Origin of the sequence: Pseudomonas sp. AS2.8 (genome assembly GCF_014190935.1) — a bacterium.
In the GTDB taxonomy this organism is placed as follows: domain Bacteria; phylum Pseudomonadota; class Gammaproteobacteria; order Pseudomonadales; family Pseudomonadaceae; genus Chryseomonas.
This window is the reverse complement of the sequence record NZ_JACHVV010000001.1, coordinates 604332-629041: the sequence shown is the minus strand read 5'-3', so window position 1 is coordinate 629041 and position 24710 is coordinate 604332. Positions and strand designations below refer to the sequence as shown.

Below are 24710 nucleotides of genomic sequence, written 5' to 3'. Positions count from 1 at the left end.
GGCGAAACCCTTGAGGCCCTCGCCGGGTCTGGATGCTGTCCCCCTTAGCTACGGATTCGCTGCCATGATCAAGCTGCACACCAACCACGGCGTCATCACCCTGGAACTCTTCGAGGACAAGGCGCCCGAAACCGCGGCCAACTTCAAGGAATACGTCAAGAGCGGTCACTACGACGGCACCATCTTCCACCGTGTGATCAGCAACTTCATGGTCCAGGGCGGTGGTTTCGAGCCGGGCATGAAGCAGAAGCCGACCCGCGCCCCGATCAAGAACGAAGCCAACAACGGCGTCTCCAACGCGATCGGTACCGTCGCCATGGCCCGCACCATGGACCCGCACTCCGCCTCGGCGCAGTTCTTCATCAACGTGTCCGACAACACCTTCCTCAACCACACCGCGCCCACCAGCCAGGGCTGGGGCTATGCGGTGTTCGGCAAGGTGGTCGAGGGCATGGACGTGGTCAACGCCATCAAGGGCGTCGCCACCACCAGCAAGGCCGGTCACCAGGACGTGCCGAGCGAAGACGTGATCATCGAGAAGGCCGAGATCGTCGAGTGATTCTACTGGTCTCCGACCTGCATCTCGAACCGCAACGCCCGGACCTGGTCCGGGCGTTTTTGCATCTCCTCGAAACCCGCGCCCGCGGTGCCGAGGCTCTGTACATCCTTGGCGATCTGTTCGAAGCCTGGATCGGCGACGACGCCATGGGTGCCTTCGAGCAGGAGATCGCCACCGCCCTGCGCCAACTGGCCGACAGTGGCACGGCCGTCTACCTGATGCATGGCAATCGCGACTTCCTTATCGGCAAGGCCTTCTGCCGCCAGGCCGGCTGTCGCCTGCTGCCGGATCGCCATCTCGCCGACTTCCACGGCCGCCGCGTGCTGCTGATGCATGGCGACACCCTCTGCACGCGCGACGAGGGCTACCAGAAGCTGCGCCGCATCCTGCGCAACCCCTTCACCCTCTTCGTCCTGCGCCACCTGCCGCTGGCCAGCCGCCAGAAGCTGGCGCGCAAGCTGCGCAGCGAGAGTCGCCAGCAGACCCGCGCCAAGGCCATGGACATCACCGATGTCACCGAGGCCGAAGTCGAGCGGGAAATGCGCGCCGCGCGGGTGACGACGCTGGTCCACGGCCATACCCACAGACCCGCCCGCCATGAGCTGCTGCTCGATGGCCAGCCGGCCGAACGTATCGTGCTGGGCGACTGGGACCGTCGCGGCTGGGTGCTGGAAGCCAGCGCAGCGGGCCTGACGCAGGTCGATTTCGCCCTCGACGAACGGTAATGACGCAGCCAGCCAAGCCTGGCTCGCTGGCGGCAAGTCCCTGACCGCCAATGTAATTTCGCCCGGCTAGCCGATCGCGACCGACCGGGCTGCGACCGATCGTCACATGGCGACTACAGAAATCCGCGCAGGCGACCGATGACGAGGGTGTAAGGAGATGTAACCCTTTTCCGCGGAGACGCCCATGCAACTCGACACCCTCTTTGCCCAGCTGCACAACCTGCCCAACGTCCCCGAAGTGGCGCAGGTCCTGATTCGGCAATTCGACGACCCCAACACCAGCATTGAAACCCTGTCGCGCACCGTGGCGCGCGACCCGGTCATCGCCGCCAAGGTGCTGCGCCTGGCCAACTCGGCGCGCTTCCGTGGTGCCCGCGAATCCACCAGCATCGAAGACGCCGCCCTGCGCCTGGGCTTCAACACCCTGCGCACCCTGGTCCTGGCCTCGGCCTTCGCCGGCGGTTTCAAGGCCGCGCCCGGCTTCGACCTGCAGGCTTTCTGGTACAACAGCTTCCTGGTCGCCAGCCTGTGCAAGCCGCTGGCCAAGCAGGCCGGCCTGGATCAGGAAACCGCCTTTACCTGCGGCATGCTGCATGACATCGGCGAGCTGCTGATCCAGAGCGGCGCACCCGAGCTGGCGCCGAGCCTGGCCGGCCGCGCCACCGCCAGCAGCCATCGCGCAGCCGACGAGACCCTGCAACTGGGCTTCGGCTATCCGGAAGTGGGCGCCGAGCTGGCGCGCCGTTGGCAACTGCCCCAGGTACTGCGCGACGCCATTGGCTACCAGGCCCGCCCGCTGCAGGCACCGGAAGGCCATGGCTATGCGCTGATCGTGGCCCAGGCGGTCGCCGTGGCCGAGGTGCTCCACGAGAACGCCGGCGACAGCAAGGTGCAGGACCTGAGTGGCCCGCTGTTCGCCAGCATCGACCTGGAACAGCTGACGGCCGTGCTGCCCAACGCCAGGGATACCGCCGCGACCTTTGCCCAGGCCGCCTGATCCTCGGAGGGCCTGGCCAAATCGCAGGCAAGAAAAAACCCCTGGAGCTAAGCTCACAGGGGTTCTCTTAATCTGGCGGTGAGGGAGGGATTCGAACCCTCGATAAGATTTCTCCTATACACACTTTCCAGGCGTGCTCCTTCAACCGCTCGGACACCTCACCAGATTTGCTCAGTGGCTGCATCTGCATCACCGAGGCGCGCAACTATAGGCAAAGGCGATTTCGATGGCAAGCTTTTTCTTCAATCGATTCATGCATTTGCATTCACGACCCAGAGAGGCCTGCTCCCTGCTCCGTTCACGGGATGACCGGTTGGTCGCTCTCCCGTCGCTCCGAGCCACTGATACCTCCGACCAACGGTAGCGTCGTAAGCATTTTCCTAATCGCCTGAATGCAAAGGAAAAATCGTCTGGTACGACATTTCTGATAACCGCCTGGCCGGTTACCGCCACAAAACTGAAATTTATGTTCTATAGCTACTGGATAGTGCTCAAGCCTGCGGGTATCAGTAAGTGCATGCCGCTGTTGCGCAAGCGCTTCCCGCTGAAGACGTAAAGGCTCTAAACAGCTAACAATAAAGGCCCCGAGTCATGTTCAAGAATCCCGTCCCCAAGTGGCGCCAGGCGAGTTTCGTGCTCATCGTCACCACCGTCGTACTGGTCATCCCCAACCTCTCGCGGTTCTTTGGCTGATCCCTAGCGCCAGTAGTCCGCAGGTGCTGCCGGCAAGGCTGCCAGCAGATCACGCAATCCCTCGCCCCAGCCCTTGCGCAAGGCCTGGAAGTAGGGATCCTGCTCGTCGATCCGATGACTGCTGACCTGCGCCAGTCGATCACGCGGATAGACCACCAGATCCAGCGGTAGCCCGACCGACAGATTGCTGCGAATGGTGGCGTCGTAGGACAGCAGTGCGCAGCGCAGGGCTTCCTCCAGCGGCGTCGCGAAGGTCAGCGCCCGATCCAGGATGGGCTTGCCGTATTTGCTCTCGCCGATCTGGAAATAAGGTGTGTCCTCGGTGGCACTGATGAAGTTGCCATGGGGATAGAGATTGAACAGCTCCGGCTCCGCGCCGCGGATCTGCCCACCCAGCAGAAAGGAACAGCTCAGGTCCAGGCCGTGGCCCTGGGGTGCGTCCTCGGCATCGCGCTGCAGGACCTCGCGCAGGGTCTGCCCCAGCAGTCGGGCGGCGTCGTACAGGGTGGGTACCCCGTGCAGGTTGTCCTGCTCGCTGTCCAGGCGTTGCCGGAGAAGACTGACGACCGCCTGGGAGGTGGCCAGATTGCCCGCTGACTGGATGGCGATCAGGCGCTCGCCGGGGATGCTGAACAGGTGCAGCTTGCGAAAGGTGGCGATGTTGTCGACCCCGGCATTGGTACGGGAATCGGCGACGAATACCAGGCCATCCTGCAGTTTCATGGCGACGCAATAGGTCATGCGAACCTCGGGTGATGGAACGGTCGACGCAACGGACTCGCCAGCAAAAGAAAAGACGGCCCGTGGCCGCCTTTTCGTCTGCTGTGGGCAGCGCTGATTATTGCTGTTGCTGCGCCTGCTGCAAGGGCTCGACCAGCACCTTGGCCTCCATGTGCTCCACCCCGCCGCCGCGGCGCATGCCACGCACCGGACAGGCGTCCAGGTAGTCCAGGCCGATCGCCAGGCGCAGGTGCCGCTCCGGTCGGGCCAGGCGATTGGTGACGTCGTAGCTGTACCAGGCGCCGTCATGCCAGGCTTCCGCCCAGGCGTGACTGGAAAGGTGCGCGCTGTCGTCGGTGCACAGATAGCCGGAGACATAGCGCGCCGGGATGCCCAGGCTGCGGGCACAGGCCAGGAAGGCATGGGCATGGTCCTGGCAGACCCCGGCGCCCTTGGCGAAGGCCTGGGCGGCATTGCCGTCCACTTCGGTGGAACCGGGCACATAGGTCATGCGCTCGTGCAGGCGCTCCATCAGCTGGATCAGGGTGTCGCGATCCCGGCGACCGTCGCAGACCTCGCGGGCGAAGGCGGTCAGCGCCTCGTCGGCCTCGGTCAGCCGGGTCTGGCGCAGGAAGGGAAAGGCCGAGGCCTGGCAGGGTTCCGCCTCGAAGGCCTCGTCGATCTCCACCTGGCCGCTGGCGGTGATGGTGATGGCGTCGTGCGGGGTATCCAGGGTCAGCACATGGAGGATGTTGCCGAAGGGATCGCGCTGCGCCCGCGCCGGGCGTGGCAGGGCCAGCTCCCAGCGGAGGATCTTCTGCCGGGCATCGTCCTGGGGCGTGAGGCGCAGATACTGGATGCTGGCGCGCACCTGGTCGGCGTAGCGATACAGGGTTTCGTGATGGATCGCGAGTCTCATACGGTCTCCAGGTAAGCGGTGTTGATGGCGCTGCCGAGCTGGCGGACATGGACGATGAAATCGCCGATCCAGGCGTGCAGTCCCTCTTCCAGCACCTCGTCGATGCTGGTGTAGCGCAGCCGCGCCTCGAGCCCCGCGGCCAGGCGCTTGGCCTCGCGGCCGTTCTCGCCAGGCAGACTGGCCAGTACCCGGTGCAACTCGATCACGCAGGCCAGCAGCGAACGGGGCAGGTCTTCCTGCAACAACAGCAGCTCCGCGCCGTTGCGCACGTTGAGGGCATCGCGATAGAGCTCGGTATAGGCCTCGAAGGCGCTCAGGGCGCGCAACAGGGCACTCCACTGATAGAAGCCGCGGGCGGAGGCATCGCTGATGGCTTCCGCCTCCTCCTCCCCCAGCACCTGGTAGCGGGCGTCGAGCATGCGCAGGGTGTTGTCGGCGCGCTCGACGAAGGTGCCCAGGCGGATGAAGCGATAGGCGTCATTTCTCATGATGGTGCCGACGGTGGCGCCACGGAACAGGTGGGACCGCTCCTTGACCCATTCGCAGAACCGGCTGATGCCGAAACGGATCAGGCCGGTGACGGCGATCTCGCGCATCTCCAGCCAGGTGGAGTTGACGTTCTCCCACATGTCGGCGGTGATGCGCCCACGCACCGCGTGGGCATTGCTGCGCGCGGCCTGCAGGCAGCAATAGATGCTGCCGGGGTTGCGCTCGTCCAGGGCGAAGAAGTGCAGCAGGCGCTCGGGGTGCAGGGCCCCGTGCTTTTCCCGATAGTCATCCAGGGTGCCGGTGATGAGCAGTGGCATGGCCAGTTCATCCAGCCCTCCGCCCTGCCCGCTCTGCGGCATCATCGACAGCGAATAGCTGACGTCCAGCATCCGCGCGAGATTCTCGGCGCGCTCGAGGTTGCGGGACATCCAGTACAGATCGGCAGCGGTACGACTCAACATGGTGGGGTCGCCTTTCAAAGGTCCTTGCGGGGCCGCCGGAGCGGCCGCTGTTCTGTGGCGATCTAGTCCTGGACCACCCAGGTGTCCTTGGTGCCGCCGCCCTGGGAGGAATTCACCACCAGCGAGCCTTCGCGCAGGGCGACCCGGGTCAGGCCACCGGGCACCAGGCGCGTCTTCCGCCCGGACAGCACAAAGGGCCGCAGGTCGATGTGCCGCGGCGCGATGCCGTTCTCGACAAAGGTCGGGCAGGTGGACAGCGACAGGGTCGGCTGGGCGATGTAGGCGCTGGGATTGGCCTTGAGCCGCGCGCGGAAGGCTTCGATTTCGGCGCTGCTGGCGGTGGGGCCGACCAGCATGCCGTAGCCGCCGGAGCCATGGACTTCCTTGACCACCAGCTCGGGCAGGTTGGCCAGGACATGGGATAACTCGTCCGGCTTGCGGCACTGCCAGGTGGGCACGTTGTAGAGGATCGGTTCTTCGCTGAGATAGAAGCGGATCATCTCCGGCACATAGGGATAGATCGACTTGTCGTCGGCCACCCCGGTACCTATGGCATTGGCCAGGATGACATTGCCGGCGCGATAGGCGGCCAGCAGGCCGGGCACGCCGAGCATGGAGTCCGGATTGAAGGCCAGGGGGTCGAGGAAGGCGTCGTCCAGGCGACGGTAGATGACATCGACCTTGCGAAAGCCCGAGGTGGTGCGCATGAACACCTGTTCGTCGCGCACCAGCAGATCGGCGCCCTCGACCAGCTCCACGCCCATCTCGCGCGCCAGGAAGGCGTGTTCGAAGTAGGCGCTGTTGAAACGTCCGGGGGTGAGGACCACCACCGTGGGGTTGTTGACCGGGGTGGAGCTGCGCAGGGTATCCAGCAGGATGTTCGGGTAGTGGTCGATGGGCGCGATGCGCTCCAGGGTGAACAGCTCGGGAAACAGCCGCATCATCATCTTGCGGTTCTCGAGCATGTAGGACACCCCGCTGGGGGTGCGCAGGTTGTCTTCCAGCACATAGTAGGCACCGTCGCCATCGCGCACCAGGTCGACCCCGGCGATATGGGCGTAGATGCCATTGGGCAGGTCCAGCCCCTGCATCGCCAGCTGGTACTGGTCGTTGGCCAGCACCTGCTCGGCGGGGATGACCCCGGCCTTGATGATGCGCTGGTCGTGATAGAGGTCGTGGAGAAAGAGATTCAGCGCCTGGACGCGCTGGATGCAGCCGCGTTCGATGATCTGCCATTCGCTGGCGGGAATGGCGCGCGGCAGGGCGTCGAAGGGAATCAGGCGCTCCGTGCCCTGTTCGTCGCCATAGAGGGTGAAGGTGATCCCGGCGCGATGGAACAGCAGATCGGCTTCACGCCGCCGCTGGGCCAGGAGTTCCGGGGGTGTCTCGCTCAGCCACTGGGCATAGCGACCATAGTGCGGTCGACATTGTGCCTGGACGTCATACATCTCGTTATACAGTTGGCGGCTCATGCCGATCTCCTTGTCACCCACGGTGCAGCTTCGCAAGCCGCGTGCCAGCGCAAGAAGCTTGTAGATCAAGCGTTTGCAGGGCGGCGGGTCGCGCGGTGCACCAAAGCCAGGCACGTAAGCGTGCGCATGCACCGCAACGTTTCCGTCATGAGCCTAAGACGGTGCGCCAGGCGGAAAGTGCGATGATTGAGCGGCGGAGTGATTTCAACGGAAGAGACGGACATCCCTGGCGGGATGCCGCCTCGGGGCGCCCGGGATCAGGCGGAGCTGCGGCTGACTTCCTGGGTGACGCCCCAGCCATCGAGCTGACCCCCCAGGGGTACCACCACCGCCTCGAGATCGCTCTCGAAATCGTTGATGGTGGCATGGGTGGCGAACATCACCTTGCTGACCTGCAGATGCCAGCCACCCTCTTCGTGGAGCATCACCTGGGTGTTGAGGGATTCGCCATGAAACTGGTCCGCGGCAATGCGGGCCTTGCCTTCATCGGCGAAGATGGCGAAGAAGTCGATGGGATGGAAGCGGGCGAAGTCGAAGCCGCCCTCCTTCATCCGTTGCAGCAGGTTCAAGCTCACATCATCGGCAAACGACAAGGACATGGGACAACCCTCCTCTGGTTCGGATGATCTTCTCGCCGGGTCGTCGCTACCGACGTCCGGCGAGTCGCGGCTGAGAACTCGAACGGTGCCGCGACCGCCAGGGCTTACGCCTTGCCGATGGCCTCCAGCACGTATCGAGGTAGAGCAAAGGCAGCAGCATGCAGCTCCGGGGTGTAGTAACGGGTCTGGATGCCTGTATCACTGTAGCGCTGCGCCAGGGTTTCGGCATCTTGCCGACGCAAGGTCGTGTCCTTGCTGCCCCAGGCGAGGGTCATGACGCCCCCTATGTAGGTAGGCACCGCTGACAGATAAAAGTGCCAGTCGGCGAACAGCCCGGACATGCGGCTGGCCGTGGTCCTGACCTCCTCCAGCTGAAGGAAGGGCGTACCGTTCTGGGCCACCATGACACCGCCTTCGTTCAGGCAGCGATGGCAGGCCTGGTAGAAGTTCTCCGAGAACAGCACCTCCGCCGGGCCGATGGGATCGGTCGAGTCGGAGATGATGACGTCGTAGCGCTCGGTGGTGTTGGCGACGAAGTTCATGCCGTCGTCGATCACCAGCTTCAGCCGCGGGTCGTCGAAGGCGCCCGCCGAATGCCCGGGGAAGTGCTCCTTGCACATGGCCACCACCGAACCGTCGATCTCGACCATGGTGATGTGCTCGACGCCCTGGTGCTTGGCCACCTCGCGCAGGATGCCGCCGTCGCCACCGCCGATGATGAGCACTCGCCTGGGCGCCGGATGAGCCAGCAGGGGCACGTGGGTGAGCATCTCGTGATAGATGAATTCGTCGGCTTCGGTGGTCTGGATGACGCCATCCAGCGCCATGACCTTGCCCAGCACGGCGTTCTGGAAGATCACCAGGTGCTGGTGCTCGGTGCGCACCTCGTGAAGCATGCGCTCGACGGTGAATCGCTGACCGTAGCCGTCGTAGAGGGTTTCCAGGTAGTCGCTCATGTCGATCTCCGCAGGTGGCTGGCCGAGACAGACAATGCCCGGCCAAAAGCCGGGCATTGTAAGAGCTGGATGTGACAGGCTCCAGCGTTGTGCTGGCTAGCCCTTGTGCGTGGGCGCCGTGGCCGAGCGATTGCCGCGCGGTCCGGCGGCGGCCCAGGCGATCAGGCCGATCACCGGCAGCACGATGATGAGCACCGTCCAGCCGATCTTGGCGTTGCTGGTGCTGTCACTGCGGATGACGTTGACGATGGCCCAGATGTCGAGCAGGAAGACGATGAAGCCCAGTACACCGCCGATGGTGGAATTGATCATGTCGCGACTCCCGTTGCGAGGACACAGGTCTCGTCAATTGGGACTGGCGATGAGGGCGTCGAGTTCGGCCGGCTCGCTTGGCAACGGGGCCGGCCGGGGGCTTCAGGCGAAGGCGGCGAGATCGATGTCAGCGAAGGACGCCACGCACGGATGATCGCCCAGCTGGCCACCGGCACGCACCAGCCCGCAGGTCGGCAGGCCCGCCTGGCGCGCGGCATCCAGCTCTTCCACCACGTCGGAAAGGAACAGCAGTTCCGCCGGCACGTGGGTGGTGGCCGAGGCGATGCGCGCATAGGACGCGGCGTCGCGCTTGCCGCCGGTCAGGGTATCGAAATACCCGGAAAACAAAGGCGTGAGGTCGCCATGCTCGGAGCAGCCGAAGATCAGCTTCTGCGCCTGGATCGAACCCGAGGAATAGACGTACAGCGGCAGCCCGGCCGCGTGCCACTGGCGCAGGGCCTGGACGGCGTCGGGATAGACGTGGCCCTTGAGGGTGCCGGCGCGATAGCCCTGCTCCCACACCTGACCCTGCAGCGCCTTGAGCGGCGTGGCCTTGCGGTCGGTGGCGATCCATTCCAGCAGGATGGCGATCACCCGCTCCACGTCGGCGTCCAGCTCGCCGGCTTCGGCGCGCACGGCGTCGAGTTGCTCGGCCACCGCCGGCTCTCCGGCATGGGCGCGCACATGAGCCGGCAGGTGCTCGCGGGCATAGGGAAAGAGCACGTCGAAGACGAAGCTGACGGCGCTGGTGGTGCCTTCGATATCGGTGAGGATGGCCTTGATCGTCACGCCTCGACCTCCAGGCGCGGGAAGCGCTGGGCGATGTCGACGCCGGTGAAGTGGGCGACCCAGCCGTCGGGATTGTCGAACAGGCGGATGGCGACGAAGGACGGCGACTCGCTCATGTCGAACCAGTGCGGGGTGCCGGCCGGTACCGAGATGAGGTCGTCCTTCTCGCAGAGCACCGCGTAGACGTGATCCTCGATGTGCAGGGTGAAGAGGCCCTGGCCAGCGACGAAGAAGCGCACCTCGTCCTCGTTGTGGCGGTGCTCTTCGAGGAACTTGGCGCGCAGCGCCTCCTTCTGCGGATGCCCGGGATGCATGCTGATGACGTCGACGGTCTGGTAGCCACGCTCCTGGATGAGGCGATCGATCTCCGGCCGGTAGGCGGCGATCACCTCCTCCTGGCTGGCGCCGGGCGCCACCGGGGCGGCGGCCTGCCAGCGCTCGAAACGCACCCCGACCTCGGCCAGGGTGGCGGCGATGTGCTCGCCATCGCTGATCACCTTCAACGGCTGGCGCGGTTCGGCATCGTGGTAGACGGTCAGTCGGCTCATGGACGCAGGCTCCGGGTCTTGAGTTCGCATTCGAAGAGGAATTCGAAGGCCTCCACGTGGCGCAGGGCATCAGCCATGCGCGGGCCCCAAGTATAGAGGCCGTGTCCGCGGATCAGGTACCCCACGCAGTCGGGATGCACGTCCAGCCAGGTCTGCACCTGATCGGCCAGGCGCGGGATGTCCTGGTCGTTGTCGAACACCGGGATCTCCACCCGCACGTCGTGGGTGGTCACGCCATGCAGCGCCTTCTGCAGCTCGTAGCCGTCCAGCAGCAGGCGATCACCTTCGAGCTGGCGCGAAAGCACCGTCGAATTCACCGAATGGGTGTGCAGCACGGCGCCGATTTCCGGCTGCCAGCGATAGAGCTGGGAGTGCAGCGCGGTCTCGGCCGAGGGCTTCTTGGCCTCCAGTGGGGTGCCGTCGAGATCGGTGGCGAGGATGTCGTCCAGCTCCAGCTGCCCCTTGTGCTTGCCGGAGACGGTCAGCAGCAGGCGGCTGTCGGACAGCCGTACCGAATAGTTGCTGCTGGTGGCCGGTGACCAGCCGCGGCCATAGAGGAAGCGACCGGCGTCGATGATTTCCCGGGCCAGTTGCTCACGCTGCTGGATCATGGAGGGTTCTCCTAATGGACAAGAGGATGAGAAAGGCCCCCGCCAGCGCCGCCAGGGAGGCGCCGGCAAAGGCGGCAAGGGCACCGGACACCTGCCAGGCATAGCCAGCATACAGCGCGCCGAGCGCCCCGCCAGCCCCGGACAGGGCGGCGTAGAGCGACTGCGCCTGGCCCTGGCGGCGGCGGTCGAAATGGGACTGGACGAACTGGATGGCGGCGGCGTGGAAGCAGCCGAAGGTGGCCGCATGCAGCAGCTGGGCGAACAGCAGTACCGCCAGGTGATCGGCCAGGGCACCCAGCAGCAACCAGCGCCCGGCGGCGATGAGAAAGGCGGCGACCAGCAGGGCGTTGAGCGACAGTCGTGCCAGCAGTTGCGGCATCACCAGGAAGATCAGCACCTCGGCGACCACCCCCAGCGACCAGAGCTGGCCGATGACGCCGCGGCCATAGCCGAGTTCTTCCAGGTGCAGGGTGAAGACCGTGTAGTAGGGTCCGTGGGACAGCTGCATCAGCGCCGCGGCGAGGAAGAAGGCCAGCACCCGCGGCTGGCGCAGGGTGGTCAGGAAGGGCTCGGCCGGCGCCTCGGGGCGCTGGCCCGGATCGACCTTGACCCCCGGCACCGCCAGCGAGGCGAGCAGGATGATCGCCATCACCAGCAGCAGATAGGCCGGATAGAGATCCAGGCTGACGTATTCGAAGGCCCAGCCGAGCCCCGCCACCGCGGCGATGAAGCCGATCGAGCCCCAGAGGCGGATGCGCGCATAGCGCTGTGGCTGGTCGCGCAGATGGGCCAGGGTGATGGCTTCGAACTGGGGCAGCACCGCATGCCAGAAGAAGGCATGTCCCGCCATGATCAGTGCCAGCCAGGCGAAGCCCTGGCCCAGGTAGATGCCGGAGAAACACAGCAGGGTGCAGGCGGCGCCCAGGCGGACGATGCTCAGCCGGCGGCCGGTGCGATCGGCCAGCCAGCCCCAGAGATTGGGCGCCAGCACCCGCATCAGCATGGGGATGGCCACCAGCTGGCCGATGGCGGTGCCGGAAAAGCCCAGGTGGTGGAAATACAGTCCCAGGTAGGGCGCCGTGGCTCCCAGCAGCGCGAAGTAGGCGAAGTAGAAGCCCGACAGGCGCCAATAGGGAACCGGCATTGTGGGTCCGGTGCTTGGCGCCTGTTCAGGATCTTGCGAGCTAGAGACAAACAAGGCGAAAGTGCCTGAGGAAGCGGAGTTTACAAAAGGTAAATGAGCATTCCGAAGGCATTTTCAACGCCGTTTGGCCGACGCGCAGCTGATCATGAACAGGTGCTCAGAGTTGGGGCAGGACGGGCGTGGTGACCCGTACGTCGGCATTTTGCGCGCGGTGACGCAGCAGGTGATCCATCAGCACCAGGGCCATCATCGCCTCGGCGATGGGCGTGGCGCGGATGCCCACGCAGGGATCGTGGCGACCCTTGGTGATGATATCCACCGGATTGCCATGGACGTCGATGGAGCGCCCCGGGGTGGTGATGCTGGAGGTGGCCTTCAGCGCAAGGTGGGCGACGAGGGGCTGGCCGGAGGAAATGCCGCCCAGCACGCCACCGGCGTTGTTGGACAGGAAGCCCTCCGGGGTCAGTTCGTCACGGTGCTCGGTGCCACGCTGGGCGACGCTGGCGAAGCCGGCGCCGATCTCGACGCCCTTCACCGCGTTGACGCTCATCAGCGCATAGGCCAGTTCGGCGTCGAGGCGATCGAAGATCGGCTCGCCGAGGCCCGGCGGCACGCCGTCGGCGACCACGGTGATGCGCGCGCCCACCGAGTCCTGATCGCGACGCAGCTGGTCCATGTAGGCCTCCAGCTCCGGCACCCGGTCCGGATCGGGGCTGAAGAAGGCGTTCTCCTCCACGCTGTCCCAGGTCTTGAAGGGGATCTCGATGGGACCCAGCTGGCTCATGTAGCCGCGCACCCGGATGCCCTGGGTGGCCAGGTACTTCTTGGCGATGGCACCCGCCGCGACGCGCATGGCGGTCTCGCGCGCGGAGCTGCGACCGCCGCCGCGGTAGTCGCGCAGGCCGTACTTGTGGTGGTAGGCGTAGTCGGCATGGGCCGGGCGGAACAGGTCCTTGATCGCCGAGTAGTCCTTGGACTTCTGGTCGGTGTTGCGGATCAGCAGGCCGATGGGGGTGCCGGTGGTGACGCCTTCGAAGACCCCGGAAAGGATCTCCACTTCATCCGCTTCCTGGCGCTGGGTGGTGTGGCGGCTGGTGCCGGGCTTGCGCCGATCCAGGTCACGCTGCAGGTCGGCGATGTCCAGGGGCAGTCCGGGTGGGCAACCGTCGACGATGGCGACCAGCGCCGGGCCATGGCTTTCGCCGGCGGTGGTGACGGTAAACAGCGTGCCGAGGGTATTGCCGGACATGCGAGGGCTCCGCGCTACGGGTGAAAGGTATAGATTCAAATTGGGAATGGGCGATTTTACACGCGCCGTGGTCTTTTACACGGATTGTGTGCGGGATAGGCCCCCACACCCCAGCTCTCCGGTGCCCTTCCCGCCATGCGTCTGCTGTTCTCTTTGTTGCTGTGCCTCGCCCTGCCCGCCCTCGCCACGGCGGCCGATCCCGTGCTCTATCGCCCCCTCTCGCTCGACACCGGCACCGGCGTGCTCAAGGGCAGCCTGATCCTGCCGCGCAGCGACAGGCCCCAACCGGTGGTGCTCTTCGTTTCCGGCTCCGGCCCCATCGACCGCAATGGCAACGCTCCCGGCGCCCGCAACGCCGCCCTGCAGCGTCTGGCCGAGGCCCTGGGCCGGCAGCGGATCGCCAGCGTGCGCTTCGACAAGCGCGGCGTGGCCGAAAGCCGCAGCGCCGAGCCGGACGAGAGCCATTTGAGCGTAGAGCGCTATGTCGACGACCTGGTCGGCTGGATCCGGCTGCTGCGCGCCGATCCGCGCTTTTCCGCGGTGATCCTGCTCGGTCACAGCGAAGGCGCCCTGATCGCCAGCCTGGCCGCCGACCGGGTGCCCGTCGCCGGGGTGGTGACCCTGGCCGGCAGCGGCCGGCCCATCGACGTGGTGCTGCGCGAACAGCTGGCCGGCAAGCTGTCGCCGGCCGGCCTGGCCAGTGCCCAGTGGATCATCGACCAGTTGCTGCGCGGCACGCCGGTGCCCGAGGTGCCGAAGGAGTTGCTGGTGCTGTTCCGCCCCAGCGTCCAGCCCTATCTGATCTCGCTGTTCCGCCAGAATCCGGCCAGGGCCTTCGCCGGCATCCACGCCCCGGCGCTGATCGTCCAGGGTACCCATGACGTCCAGGTGGAGGTCGATGATGCCCGCGCCCTGCAGCGGGCCAAGCCGGATGCCGAACTGGCGATCATTCCCGGCATGAACCACGTGCTGCGCATCGCCCCGGCGGACATCCAGGCGCAACTGCCCAGCTACGACAACCCCAACCTGCCGCTGGCCCGCGCGCTGGTCGAGCGCGTGACCGCCTTCGTCGCGCGCTCAGGTTCCCCGCACCCTGGCCGATAAGCCGGCAAGGGCGCCCACGGAGGCGCGCCCGCTGGAGTCCGCCCGTGGAAACCCCCGATCAAGCATCGCCGGCCGTCGAAGCCGTCACCAATGAGCCCCATCCCTGGGCCAGCCTGCCGCCCGAGCGCTTCCAGCTGCTGCGGCTGATGCCGCAGCCGGCGGATCGGCGGGTTGGCGTGCGCCCCCTGCGCTTCGTGCAACTCGGCCTGGTCGAGCGTCATGGCGACGAGGAAAGCCTGCTGCGGCTGACGGTGCAGATTCCCGGCCAGCTGCTGCACCGCGAGGTGAACGTGCTGGAGGTCTGGGTCGATCATCGCCTCGGCGAAATCCGCCTGGGCCCCGAGCGCGGCCTGCAGATCGAACCGGAAGAACGCGGTCTGGGCCGCTTCCTGCTGGCCCGAGCGGCCGCCTGGGCGCGCCTGCGCTGGAACCACTACCGGGTACAGGATCTGCCCCTGGCGCGCCGCGACGCCCTCGACGAAGACAGCCGCAAACGCCGTGACCACGTGCTCGGTGCCCAGGGCTTCACCGTCGAGACGGCAGCGGATGACGAGCGCCAGCAGCTCTGCCGGGCGGCCCGGGTCAGCCAGCTGCGCGAGGACTGGAACGCCGACAAGGTGCAGCTGTTGTCGCTGCTGGACGGCGCCACCCTGCTGGAGCAGTGCGACCGGGTGATCGACGAGCGCGATGCCAGTCTGCGCCAGCTGGAGGACCGCATCGCCCTCTATCGCCGCGATGACATCTCCCTGCGTTTCGCCATCGGCTGCCTGGCGGTGTTCTGCCTGTTCCAGGCCGCGCTGCTGATCTGGATGGCGCTGCGCTGATCGGGAAGAGGCTGGGCCAGGCGCCTTTCCCGACGACCTGTCGGCAGCGCCCGGGCGCCACCCCTCGCCCGAGACTTGCTCCCCAGGCGGACCCTGCTAACGTAGCCACCCGTTCGCATCCATCCGCCCGGAGTGTCCGCTGTTCATGGTCTCGCCTCTTCCGTTTCGCTCGCGCGCGCCGCTGCGCCTCGCCACCCTCGGCCTGCTGACCGCCCTCGCCGGCTGCCAGTACTTCGCCGAGGAGCCGTCGCCCCGCGGCCAGCCGCAACTCAAGGGTAGCCTGCCGCTGCGCGGCCTGGCGCAGACCGCCTCGGTGCGCCGCAATGCCGATGGCCAGCCGCTGATCGAGACCACCACCTTTCACGATGCGCTCTTCGCACTCGGCTACGTCCACGCCAGCGAGCGCCTGGCGCAGATGGTCGAGCTGCGCCTGCTGGCCCAGGGTCGGCTGGCCGAGGCCTACGGCGAAAGCCGGCTGGACAGCGACAGATTCATGCGCGCCGTGGACCTGCGCAAGGCCGCCCAGGTGGCCTACGGCAACGCCTCGCCGCGGATGAAGACCTTCTTCGAGGTCTATGCCCGGGGCGTCAACGCTTACCTCTATCGGGCCGGCGAGCGGGTCGAGCTGGATGGCCACGACTACCGCGCCGAATACTGGAAAGCCGAAGACAGCGCCCTGCTCTTCGAACTGCTCAACTTCGCCCAGGCGGTAGACCTGCGCAAGGAGACCGCGGCGCTGGCGCTGGCCGCCCAGATCGGCCCCGAGCGCCTGGCCTGGCTCTTGCCCACCTACCCCGACGAACCGCTGCCGGAAGAAGAGACCGCCAAGTTGCGCGGCCTGAATCTGCGCGGCCAGCTGCCCGGACTCGACGCCCTGCTGCAGGTCCAGCGGCAACTGGCGGAGCACGCGCCCTTCGGCGGCCCCACCGGCACCGCCTGGGCGGCCACGCCAGGGCACACTCGCAGTGGCCGCAGCCTGCTCGGCGTGGACAAGGTCAGTGCCTTCGACGGCCAGTCGCCCTTTACCCTGGTGACGCTGAGGGCGCCGCGCTTCGAGGCCGTGGGCACCACCCTGCCCGGCCTGCCGCTGCTGCTCGACGGCTACAACGGCAAGCTGGCCTGGGGCGCCGCGACCCTGATGGGCGATAGCCAGGACCTCTACCTCGAACGCCTGCAACGCCAGGGCGGTCGCCTGCAGGTGCAGAGCGCCGGCCAGTGGCAACCGGCCGGCGAGCGGGTGGAGACCTTTTTCGTCCGCGGTGAAAAGCCGCTTCGCGAGACCCTCTATACCAGTCCGCGCGGTCCGCTGCTGAATCTGGCCCTGGCGCCGGACGCCAATGGCTATGGCCTGGCCCTGCGCAGCAGCCGCCTGGAAGCCGACAAGAGCCTGGATGCGCTCTTCGACCTCAGCCGCGCCAAGGACGTGGAGCGCGCCTTCGAACTGGCTCGCGAGCTGCGCGCCAGCGACTGGAATCTGGTATTCGCCGATGCCGAGCATGTCGGCTGGCAGGTGACCGGCCGTTATCCCAATCGCCGCAGCGGCCTGGGACTGCTGCCCTCGCCCGGCTGGGACGAGCGCTATGCCTGGGATGGCTACGCCGATCCCATGCTGCACCCCTATGACCAGGACCCGGCCCAGGGCTGGCTGGGCGCCGCCAACCAGCGCGTGGTGCCGCGTGGCTACGGCATGCAGCTGTCCAGCAACTGGTCCGGCCCCGAGCGCCAGGAGCGCCTGGCGCAACTGGCCGGGCGCTCGGCGCGCCTCGATACCCGCGACGCCATGGCCCTGCAGCAGGACCAGACCACCACCCTGGCCGCCAAGCTCAAGACCCAGCTCGACGCCCCCGGCTTCGCCACCCCACTGCGCCAGGCCATCGCCACCCTGCCGGCCACCCAGCGCCAGCAGGCGGAAGAGGCCCTGCGGCGCCTGCTGGCCTTCGACGGGCGCCTGGCCGCCGGTTCCGCCGACGCGGCGCTCTACGAAGCCTTCTTGCAGGCCCTGGCCGAACAGACCTTCGCCGACGAGCTGGGTGGCACCAGGAGCCCGGCCTGGCAGGCCTTCACCACCCTCAGCGACACCGGCTACAACGCCATCGTCGATCACCTCCTGGCGCGTGACGACAGCCCCTACTGGGATGACGTCAGCACCGGCGCCCACGAAGACAAGCCGGCGATCTTCGCCCGCTCCCTGGCCGCGGCCACCGCGACCTGCGAAGCCAGGCTCGGCAGCGATCGCGCCAGCTGGCAATGGGGTCGTCTGCATCGCCTGGACGGCGCCGCCAGCGGTGGCGACGGCGCGACCCTGGACCTGACCGCCAGCCACTGGGGCGGCAATGACCAGGTCTGGCTGGCACCGGCGCTGCGTCTGGTGGTGGACTTCGGCCTGGCCGAGCCCCTGCAGGCGAGTCAGGCCGGCACCCCGGGCAAGGGCTGGACCCGCGGCCAATACCAGAGTCTGCCGTTGCAGCCGCAGAATCTGGAGCGCGTCTATGGGCGCGACCGCCTGCTGCTGATTCCGCAGAAGTAGCCCTGCCTCTGGCAACCCGCGACTTGGCGCGGGTTTTGCCCCTGCTGTTGCAGACCTCAGCCGGCGCCCTCTCCGCTCGCCGCGCCGCGGACCGCTGCGAGGCGGTGTCCAGCAGGCGCCGTGGCCGTAAGAGCGCCCGGTGATGGTGCCGTGCCTGTCACCAAAATGGTGCAGGCTCTAGTCGAGACGTCCACAGCGGTGCACAAAGAGGCGCCCGGACGTCCGCCAGCCGCCGGAGACACCATGCCTGCCCAGCCTTCCCCCCACGCCGTGCCTCTCTGGGTCGCGGGTTCGGATGCCCCGGAAAAGCCTGAACTCAATCTGGGTTTCCTGCCCCTGAGCGATGCCGCCTCGCTGATCGTGGCGGCGACCCAGGGCTTTGGCGAACCCCATGGCCTGACGCTCAATCTGCACCGCCAGCCCTCCTGGTCGGCGCTGCGCGACAACCTGCTCAACGGCCAGCTCGATGCCGCGCACTGCCTCTATGGCCTGGTCTATGGCGCCCATCTCGGTTTGGGCGGCGCTGCCGCTACCCCGATGGCGGTGCTCATGAGCCTGGCGCAGAACGGCCAGAGCCTCAATCTGGCGCGCAGCCTGACCCGGGAAGGCGTCCGGGACACGGCCTCCCTGGTCGAGCGGATCCGCCAGCCGGACACCAGGCCGCTGACCCTGGCGCACACCTTTCCCACCGGCACCCATATCTTCTGGCTCTACTACTGGCTGGCCGCCCAGGGCATCCATCCCCTGCAGGACGTGCGCACCGCGCTGGTGCCGCCGCCGCAGATGCCCGAGCACCTGGCCGCCGGCCGGGTCGACGGCTTCTGCGTCGGCGAGCCCTGGGGCGCTGCCGCCGTGGCGCGCGGCCAGGGCTTCACCCTGACCACCACCCAGGCCATCTGGCCGGACCACCCGGAAAAGGTGCTGGCCTGCACCGGCCACTTCGCCGAGCGCTATCCCAACACCGCCCGGGCGCTGATCCGCACCCTGCTCGACGCCAGTCGCTTCATCGAGGAGAGTCGCGAGAATCGCCTGGGCACCGCCCAGCTGATCAGCGGCGCCGACTATGTGGACACCGACCCGGCGCTGCTGGCCCAGCGCTTCCTCGGTCACTACGAAGACGGCCTGGATGGCCACTGGGAAGACCAGCATCCCCTGGCCTTCCATCGCCAGGGCGCGGTCAATCCACCCTATCTCTCCGATGGCCTCTGGTTTCTCACCCAGTTCCGCCGCTGGGGCCTGTTGCGCGAGGAGCCGGACTACCTGGCCATCGCCGAAGCCGTGCAATGCACCGAGCTGTACCGGCAGGCTGCCTCCGACCTGGGTCTGGCGGTGCCGCCGACCCGGCGCAGCAGTACCCTGTTCGACGGTCGCGTCTGGGACGGCAGCGATCCGGCCGGTTACGCCCACAGCTTCGCCATCCACGCGCTCAGCGATCACTAGGGAGAACGACCTTGCGCATCTTGCTCATCGACGACACCCCCAAGCAGGTCGGCCGTCTCAAGGCCGCGCTGATCGAAGCCGGTTTCGAGGTCATCGAGGAATCCGGCCTGACCATTGACTTGCCCGCGCGCATCGAGGCCCTGCGTCCGGACGTCATCCTGTTCGACACCCAGTCACCCGGTCGCGACGTCATGGAACAGGTCTGCCTGGTCACCCGCGACCGCCCACGCCCCATCGTCATGTTCACCGACGAGCACGATCCGGCGGTGATGCGCCGGGCCATCCAGTCCGGGGTCAGCGCCTACATCGTCGAAGGCATCCAGACCAGTCGCCTGCAGGCCATCATCGATGTGGCCCGCGCCCGTTTCGAGACCGACCAGGCCCTGCGCGCCGAACTCCAGGCCCGTGAGCAGCAGTTGCTGGAGCGCAAGAAGGTCGACCAGGCCAAGGGCCTGCTGATGAAGATGCGCGGCTGCAGCGAGGACGAGGCCTATACCCTGATGCGCCGCCAGGCCATGAGCAAGCAGCAGAAACTGATCCAGGTGGCCGACCAGATCATCGCCATGAGCGAATTGCTCGGCTGAATCCGGAGGACGCTGCCCGGACCCTTCTCCAACCCCATAATTTTCCTCGACAAGCGCAGCGACCTGCGGCTACTGTCCGCTGCAGGTCACCTCCTGTGACCCACGTCGCTCGGACGGTTCCGGGCGCTTACGTACTTCGAGGAACGCATGACTGACTCCAGTCCCATGCGCCGCTTTGCGCGCATCGATCGCCTGCCCCCCTACGTCTTCAACATCACCGCCGAACTCAAGATGGCCGCGCGCCGTCGCGGTGAGGACATCATCGACCTGTCCATGGGCAATCCCGATGGTCCTACCCCGCCGCACATCGTCGAGAAGCTCTGCCAGGTCGCCCAGCGCGAAGACACCCACGGCTATTCTAGTTCCAAGGGCATTCCGCGCCTGAGACGCGCCATCTCGCACTGGTACCGCGATCGCTACCAGGTGGAGATCGATGCCGACAGCGAAGCCATCGTCACCATAGGTTCCAAGGAAGGCCTGGCGCATCTGATGCTGGCCACCCTGGATGCCGGCGACACCGTGCTGGTGCCCAACCCGAGCTATCCGATCCACATCTACGGCGCGGTGATCGCCGGCGCCCAGGTGCGTTCGGTGCCCCTGGTACAGGGCATGGACTTCTTCGCCGAACTGGAGCGGGCCATCCGCGAAAGCATTCCCAAGCCGAAGATGATGATCCTCGGCTTCCCCTCCAACCCCACCGCCCAGTGCGTGGAGCTGGACTTCTTCGAGCGCGTGGTGGAACTGGCCAAGCGCTACAACGTGCTGGTGGTGCACGACCTGGCCTATGCCGACATCGTCTTCGACGGCTGGCAGGCGCCCTCCATCATGCAGGTGCCCGGCGCCAAGGACATCGCGGTGGAATTCTTCACCCTGTCCAAGAGCTACAACATGGCCGGCTGGCGGATCGGCTTCATGGTCGGCAACCCCGAGCTGGTCGCCGCCCTGGCGCGGATCAAGAGCTATCACGACTACGGCACCTTCACCCCGCTGCAGGTGGCGGCCATCGCCGCCCTGGAAGGCGACCAGCAATGCGTGCGCGACATCGCCCAGCAGTACCAGCAGCGCCGCGACGTGCTGGTGCGCGGCCTGCACGAAGCCGGCTGGATGGTGGAGAATCCCAAGGCCTCCATGTATGTCTGGGCGAAGATTCCCGAACCCTATGCCCACCTGGGGTCGCTGGAATTCGCCAAGAAGCTCTTGGCCGAGGCCAAGGTCTGCGTGTCGCCGGGGCTGGGCTTCGGTGACTATGGCGACGACCATGTGCGTTTCGCCCTGATCGAGAACCAGGACCGCATCCGCCAGGCGGTGCGCGGCATCAAGCAGATGTTCCGCGCCGATGGCCTGCTGCCCAAGGCGGCCCCGCGCAAATCCGGGGTCGAGCCGGCCTGAGTCTTCGCCGCGCCGTCGACCGGCGGCGCGGCGAATGCTTGTCAGTCCGGGTGTTCCAGGCTATAAGCCGCTAGTGACCTCCCGGGATATCGCCATGCTGAAAGGCCTGTTCAACCTGCTCAAATCGCCCTCCGCGGACGATCTCAAGCTGGCCGCGAGCATCAACAACTCCTACAAGTCCATGCGCGTGGTCGGCCGAGGCACCCTGCGCATCGATCCGGCGGAGATCTTCGACTCCCCCGAATTCAAGGAAGACCTGGACCGCGCCCGGCGGCTCATCAACCGCTGATGTTCCTGCTGCTGCTCCTGCCGATCCTGGTCAGCGGTTTTCTCGTCTGCCACAAGCATCCGCTCTACTTCTATCGCCTGCACCGCTACGAGGGCCAGTACCTCTACCTGCAGAGCGCCCGTTTCGGCCTGTTCTGCACCCTGCTCGCCGTGATCCTGCACCTGGGCATCGCGCAAGTCCTGCAGGGGCGCAACTGGTCGTGGGGCGAGCGGACCTTCTCGCTCGACTACTTCGCCGGTCTCGCCGAGCTGCTGCGCCGCACCGGCACCCTGGAGGATCCGCTGCAGGCCGCCTGGATCCTGCTGGTGACGGTGACCGCCCTGCTGATCCCCGGCGCCTGGGCCGCGCTGGCGCGCTGGACCATCAAGCGCAAGTACGGCCTGAGCGAGGACAACTACCGTACCTTCATCCTCGCCGGCATCCTCAAGGACAGTCCGCTGGACGATCTGCTGATGACCGCCTCCATCAACAGGGAGACGCTGATGCTGACCCTGGAGGAGCGCAAGGTGTACGTCGGTCGCATCACCACCCTGGGCGAGCCGAGCGAAACGGAAGGGGCCGACCAGGACGTCTGCATCAAGCCGATCATGAGTGGCTACCGCGACAAGGACAAACTCTGGGTGACCTTCACCACCCACTACGCGGACAAGGGCAAGGACATCTACCTGACCCTGAAACAGAGCCAGATCGTCTCGGCGACGCGCTTCGATTTCGACGCCTATGAAGCGTTTCGCTCAAGCGTAAGCCGCGCCTGATCTGGCTTCGCGCACTTTCTTCAGGGAACGTATGACTTTTTAGGCAGGTCCCATTTGCAGGCGCGTTCACTGCCAGCCGGTGACGCCCTTCCCTTACTGCCAAGAAAATCAGGAGCACGTCCATGACGCCCATGCTGAAGAAAGCCTCCAGCCTGTCCCTCGCCATCCTGCTGGCTGCCGGTGCCGGTCTGGCCCAGGCCGCCGACAAGCTGTCTCCGGCCGAATTCGTCGACGACGCCTCGGCCAAGGGCATCGCCGAAATCGAAGCAGGCAAGCTGGCCCTGGAAAAGAGCCAGTCCCAGGACATCAAGACCTTTGCCCAGAGCATGATCGACGACCACACCAAGGCCAACGAGCAGCTCAAGAGCCTGGCCCAGGAGAAGAAGCTGAAGGTCTCCACCGACGCCGAGCTGATGGACAAGGCCAAGGCCATGATCCTGCAGGTGCGTGACGACTCCTTCGACCGCTCCTATGCCAACAACCAGGTCGTGGCCCACGAGCAGACCATCGAGATCTTCCGCAACGAAGCCAAGACCGGCGATGACGCCGCGCTCAAGGCCTTCGCCGAGAAGACCCTGCCGAAGCTGGAGCACCACCTCCAGGAAGCCAAGGCGCTGCAGACCAAGTACGCCAAGCAGTAGCACTGGCTGTAGGCTGGGCTGAGACGGCCCTATCGTCGAAGCCCAACGGTCCCATGACGCAGCGGCAGTGTTGGGCTTCGCTGCGCTCAACCCAACCTACCTTCAAGGCGCACCTGTGGTACGCCAGATAGGGGCATTGGACCGTAGGTTGGGCTGAGACGGCCCTATCGTCGAAGCCCAACGGTGCCATGACGCAATGGCAGTGTTGGGCTTCGCTCCGCTCAACCCAACCTACCCTCAAGGCGAACCTGTGGTGCGCCAAGCAAAGGCACTAAACCGTAGGTTGGGCTGAGACGGCCTTATCGTCGAAGCCCAACGGTGCCATGACGCAGCGGCAGTGTTGGGCTTCGCTCCACTCAGCCCAACCTACCGGAGCAGGACGAACCACCGAGGCTGTGATCCGTACGGGGTATGCCAGGCGCTAATAGAGAGCAGCCTGGCATACCTGCGCCCGATCATTGTGCAGCACGTCGTCCTCTTTAGCCGCTGCCAAGGCTGTCAGAGTCGATCAACACCGGACTTGCCCAACTTGGCTTCGCTCTTGCAAAGACCTCGTTAGCGGTGGCCAACGGCGGTCACCCCAATCGACAAAGGCGTCAGTTCACCTCCCGGCAACGGGCAAGGGTGACTGGCGCCTTTTTCATGCCCGTGACGTGCCCGAGGTGCCTCCATGAGTCCCAGTTTCTGGAAAGCCGGCCATGCGCCGACCCTGTTCGCCGCCTTCCTCTACTTCGACCTCAGCTTCATGGTCTGGTACGTGCTCGGCCCCATGGCCGTGCAGATCGCCACCGACCTGCAGCTGACGACCCAGCAGCGCAGCATGATGGTGGCCACGCCCATTCTCGCCGGTGCCGTCCTGCGCCTGATCCTGGGCTTCGTCGCCGATCGGCTGTCGCCCAAGACCGCCGGCATCATCGGCCAGGTGGTGGTGATCCTGGCGCTGCTGGTGGCCTGGCAGCATGGCGTGCACAGCTATGAGCAGACCCTGGTGCTGGGCCTGTTCCTCGGCTTCGCCGGTGCCTCCTTTGCCGTGGCCCTGCCGCTGGCCTCCCAGTGGTATCCGCCGCAGCACCAGGGCAAGGCCCTTGGCATCGCCGGCGCCGGCAACTCCGGCACGGTGTTCGCCGCCCTCTTCGCGCCGGCGCTGGCCAAGGCCTTCGGCTGGACCAACGTGTTCGGCTTCGCGCTGATCCCGCTGATCCTGACCCTGGTGGTCTTCGTGCTCTGCGCCCGCAACGCCCCCGAACGCCCGGCACCAAAGAAGCTGGCGGACTACGGCCGCGCCCTGGGCGACCAGGACAGCTGGTGGTTCATGTTCTTCTACAGCGTGACCTTCGGCGGCTTCCTCGGCCTCGCCAGCACCCTGCCCGGCTATTTCCATGACCAGTACAGCCTGGAGCCGGTGGTGGCCGGCTACTACACCGCGGCCTGCGTCTTCGGCGGCAGCCTGATGCGGCCCCTGGGCGGTGCCCTGGCCGATCGCATCGGCGGTATCCGCGCGCTGCTCGGCATGTATACCGTGGCGGCCATCTGCATCGCCGCCGTGGGCTTCCACCTGCCCAGCGCCATGGCCGCCCTGGCCCTGTTCGTGGTGGCCATGCTCAGCCTGGGCGCCGGCAACGGCGCGGTGTTCCAGCTGGTCCCCCAGCGCTTCCGCAAGGAAATCGGCGTCATGACCGGGTTGATCGGCATGGCGGGCGGCATCGGCGGCTTCGCCCTCACCGCCGGCCTGGGTGCGGTCAAGCAGGCCACCGGCGACTATCAGCTGGGCCTCTGGCTGTTCGCCGCCCTCGGCGTGCTCGCCTGGTTCGGCCTGCTCAGCGTCAAGCGCCGCTGGCGCACCACCTGGGGCTCGGCTGCCGTCACCGCGGCACGGGTCTGAGGGAAGTCCGGCGGCCAGGGGCCGCCGGTTTT

The 24710-nt window shown here is 66.4% G+C and carries 25 protein-coding genes and 1 tRNA gene; 13 read left to right on the top strand and 13 right to left on the bottom strand.

Annotated elements, in window-relative coordinates; translation table 11 throughout:
* Window positions 1-64: 64 nt before the first annotated feature.
* The 3 genes from FHR73_RS02900 to FHR73_RS02890 all read left to right on the top strand — a co-directional run bounded on the left by FHR73_RS02900 (window position 65) and on the right by FHR73_RS02890 (window position 2281).
* Complete coding sequence (locus FHR73_RS02900) at window positions 65-559, top strand: peptidylprolyl isomerase (protein WP_007158996.1); 495 nt, start codon at window positions 65-67, stop codon at window positions 557-559.
* The gene (lpxH, locus tag FHR73_RS02895; protein WP_183629430.1) at window positions 556-1284 is read left to right on the top strand and encodes a UDP-2,3-diacylglucosamine diphosphatase; all 729 of its coding nucleotides are present in this window, start codon (window positions 556-558) and stop codon (window positions 1282-1284) included. Before FHR73_RS02900 ends, lpxH begins: the two co-directional genes overlap by 4 nt.
* 184 nt (window positions 1285-1468) lie before the next feature.
* Window positions 1469-2281 (top strand): HDOD domain-containing protein, encoded by an 813-nt coding sequence (locus FHR73_RS02890; protein WP_183629428.1) that lies wholly within the window; start codon window positions 1469-1471, stop codon window positions 2279-2281.
* A 73-nt stretch (window positions 2282-2354) separates the two neighbouring features.
* Here FHR73_RS02890 and FHR73_RS02885 read toward each other — a convergent pair.
* The 13 genes from FHR73_RS02885 to aroC form a co-directional block, all read right to left on the bottom strand.
* Window positions 2355-2444 (bottom strand) — tRNA-Ser (locus tag FHR73_RS02885).
* Window positions 2445-2977: 533 nt separating this feature from the next.
* Window positions 2978-3715 carry a proteasome-type protease gene (locus FHR73_RS02880; protein WP_183629426.1) on the bottom strand — a complete coding sequence of 246 codons (738 nt, stop codon included), beginning with the start codon at window positions 3713-3715 and terminating at the stop codon, window positions 2978-2980.
* A gap of 97 nt (window positions 3716-3812) precedes the next feature.
* Window positions 3813-4613, bottom strand: a complete 801-nt coding sequence (locus FHR73_RS02875) for a transglutaminase family protein (RefSeq protein ID WP_183629424.1) — start codon at window positions 4611-4613, stop codon at window positions 3813-3815.
* Window positions 4610-5563: an alpha-E domain-containing protein gene (locus FHR73_RS02870; RefSeq protein WP_007159008.1), complete on the bottom strand. Its 954-nt coding sequence runs from the start codon at window positions 5561-5563 to the stop codon at window positions 4610-4612. Before FHR73_RS02870 ends, FHR73_RS02875 begins: the two co-directional genes overlap by 4 nt.
* 62 nt (window positions 5564-5625) lie before the next feature.
* The gene (locus FHR73_RS02865) at window positions 5626-7035 is read right to left on the bottom strand and encodes a circularly permuted type 2 ATP-grasp protein (protein WP_183629422.1); all 1410 of its coding nucleotides are present in this window, start codon (window positions 7033-7035) and stop codon (window positions 5626-5628) included.
* Between the two features lie 257 nt (window positions 7036-7292).
* Window positions 7293-7634, bottom strand: a complete 342-nt coding sequence (locus tag FHR73_RS02860) for a ribonuclease E inhibitor RraB (protein WP_183629419.1) — start codon at window positions 7632-7634, stop codon at window positions 7293-7295.
* Between the two features lie 104 nt (window positions 7635-7738).
* Window positions 7739-8590 (bottom strand): polyamine aminopropyltransferase, encoded by an 852-nt coding sequence (gene speE / locus FHR73_RS02855; protein ID WP_183629417.1) that lies wholly within the window; start codon window positions 8588-8590, stop codon window positions 7739-7741.
* Window positions 8591-8686: 96 nt separating this feature from the next.
* Complete coding sequence (locus FHR73_RS02850) at window positions 8687-8899, bottom strand: PLDc N-terminal domain-containing protein (RefSeq protein WP_026083979.1); 213 nt, start codon at window positions 8897-8899, stop codon at window positions 8687-8689.
* Window positions 8900-9004: 105 nt separating this feature from the next.
* Window positions 9005-9691, bottom strand: coding sequence for an acireductone synthase (gene mtnC, locus FHR73_RS02845; RefSeq protein ID WP_183629415.1), 687 nt, complete (start codon window positions 9689-9691; stop codon window positions 9005-9007).
* Window positions 9688-10239 (bottom strand): acireductone dioxygenase, encoded by a 552-nt coding sequence (locus FHR73_RS02840; RefSeq protein ID WP_183629413.1) that lies wholly within the window; start codon window positions 10237-10239, stop codon window positions 9688-9690. The genes mtnC and FHR73_RS02840 overlap by 4 nt, the downstream gene beginning before the upstream one ends.
* The gene (locus FHR73_RS02835; RefSeq protein ID WP_183629411.1) at window positions 10236-10850 is read right to left on the bottom strand and encodes a methylthioribulose 1-phosphate dehydratase; all 615 of its coding nucleotides are present in this window, start codon (window positions 10848-10850) and stop codon (window positions 10236-10238) included. The genes FHR73_RS02840 and FHR73_RS02835 overlap by 4 nt, the downstream gene beginning before the upstream one ends.
* Entirely contained in the window at window positions 10834-11994 is a 1161-nt protein-coding gene (locus FHR73_RS02830) for an MFS transporter (RefSeq protein ID WP_183629409.1), read from the bottom strand. The genes FHR73_RS02835 and FHR73_RS02830 overlap by 17 nt, the downstream gene beginning before the upstream one ends.
* Window positions 11995-12151: 157 nt before the next feature.
* Entirely contained in the window at window positions 12152-13243 is a 1092-nt protein-coding gene (aroC, locus tag FHR73_RS02825) for a chorismate synthase (RefSeq protein WP_183629407.1), read from the bottom strand.
* Window positions 13244-13378: 135 nt separating this feature from the next.
* On the opposite strand from aroC, the gene FHR73_RS02820 reads away from it, so the two are divergent.
* The 10 genes from FHR73_RS02820 (at window position 13379) to FHR73_RS02775 (ending at window position 24678) form a co-directional block, all read left to right on the top strand.
* Window positions 13379-14347, top strand: coding sequence for an alpha/beta hydrolase (locus FHR73_RS02820; protein ID WP_183629400.1), 969 nt, complete (start codon window positions 13379-13381; stop codon window positions 14345-14347).
* Between the two features lie 44 nt (window positions 14348-14391).
* The gene (locus FHR73_RS02815) at window positions 14392-15171 is read left to right on the top strand and encodes a hypothetical protein (RefSeq protein ID WP_183629398.1); all 780 of its coding nucleotides are present in this window, start codon (window positions 14392-14394) and stop codon (window positions 15169-15171) included.
* 145 nt (window positions 15172-15316) lie between these two features.
* Entirely contained in the window at window positions 15317-17698 is a 2382-nt protein-coding gene (locus tag FHR73_RS02810; protein WP_183629396.1) for a penicillin acylase family protein, read from the top strand.
* Window positions 17699-17941: 243 nt separating this feature from the next.
* A complete protein-coding gene (locus FHR73_RS02805) occupies window positions 17942-19138 on the top strand; it encodes a CmpA/NrtA family ABC transporter substrate-binding protein (protein ID WP_183629394.1) in 1197 nt (398 codons plus the stop codon).
* 11 nt (window positions 19139-19149) lie between these two features.
* On the top strand, window positions 19150-19722 hold the full coding sequence (locus FHR73_RS02800) for an ANTAR domain-containing response regulator (protein WP_027599890.1): 573 nt from the start codon (window positions 19150-19152) through the stop codon (window positions 19720-19722).
* Between the two features lie 147 nt (window positions 19723-19869).
* Window positions 19870-21111, top strand: coding sequence for an alanine transaminase (alaC, locus tag FHR73_RS02795; protein ID WP_183629392.1), 1242 nt, complete (start codon window positions 19870-19872; stop codon window positions 21109-21111).
* A gap of 94 nt (window positions 21112-21205) precedes the next feature.
* Window positions 21206-21400: a hypothetical protein gene (locus FHR73_RS02790; protein ID WP_007159025.1), complete on the top strand. Its 195-nt coding sequence runs from the start codon at window positions 21206-21208 to the stop codon at window positions 21398-21400.
* On the top strand, window positions 21400-22155 hold the full coding sequence (locus FHR73_RS02785; RefSeq protein ID WP_183629391.1) for a hypothetical protein: 756 nt from the start codon (window positions 21400-21402) through the stop codon (window positions 22153-22155). The genes FHR73_RS02790 and FHR73_RS02785 overlap by 1 nt, the downstream gene beginning before the upstream one ends.
* A 122-nt stretch (window positions 22156-22277) precedes the next feature.
* Window positions 22278-22796, top strand: coding sequence for a DUF4142 domain-containing protein (locus tag FHR73_RS02780; RefSeq protein WP_183629390.1), 519 nt, complete (start codon window positions 22278-22280; stop codon window positions 22794-22796).
* Window positions 22797-23466: 670 nt separating this feature from the next.
* On the top strand, window positions 23467-24678 hold the full coding sequence (locus FHR73_RS02775; RefSeq protein ID WP_183629389.1) for a nitrate/nitrite transporter: 1212 nt from the start codon (window positions 23467-23469) through the stop codon (window positions 24676-24678).
* Window positions 24679-24710: the final 32 nt, after the last annotated feature.